Origin of the sequence: Erwinia sp. MYb416 (assembly GCF_037479575.1) — a bacterium.
GTDB classification, from domain to species: Bacteria; Pseudomonadota; Gammaproteobacteria; order Enterobacterales; family Enterobacteriaceae; genus Erwinia; species Erwinia rhapontici.
Window position 1 is genome coordinate 1 of sequence record NZ_JBBGYT010000209.1, and the last position, 507, is coordinate 507.

Below are 507 nucleotides of genomic sequence, written 5' to 3' on the forward strand. Positions count from 1 at the left end.
GATCAGCGAACTGATTTACAGTGAGAATCAACCTGACATGACTCAATTGCTGCTGCTGCCTTTATTGCAGCAGTTGGGGATGCAGTCTCGCTGGCAGTTATGGCTGACCCCGCAACAGAAGCTCAGCCGCGACTGGTTACAGCGCTCCGGGTTACCTCTGGATAAAGTCATGCAGTCTCCCTACTCCGGGACGATCACCACGGTAGAAGCCATGATTAAAGCGTTGCAGACCGGGAATTACAGCGTGGTTTTAGGCTGGCTGGATGAAGAGATATCAGAAGTGGATCGTCAACGCTTGCAGGAAGCGGCAAGTTCAGGGCAGGCATTAGGGTTAATTATGCGCTCAGAAAACAGCATTTACTCCTCAGCCAGACCGCTCAATGGATTAAGAATTCACTCATCTTTGTATCATTAAGTAAAAATAAGATTTTTCTCAGACTTTATCTCTGCCAGACCCTTCTTATCACGCCAATAATGTTATGACGCGGTGGGACAATGGTTTAGCTG

1 protein-coding gene is annotated in these 507 nt (G+C 47.9%); it reads left to right on the forward strand.

The window, feature by feature from the left end; translation table 11 throughout:
* Nucleotides 1–415 (forward strand): SOS-induced cell division inhibitor SulA (gene sulA / locus WH277_RS01930; protein ID WP_339504082.1); only part of this gene is annotated, 415 nt, incomplete at its 5' end.
* Nucleotides 416–507: the final 92 nt, after the last annotated feature.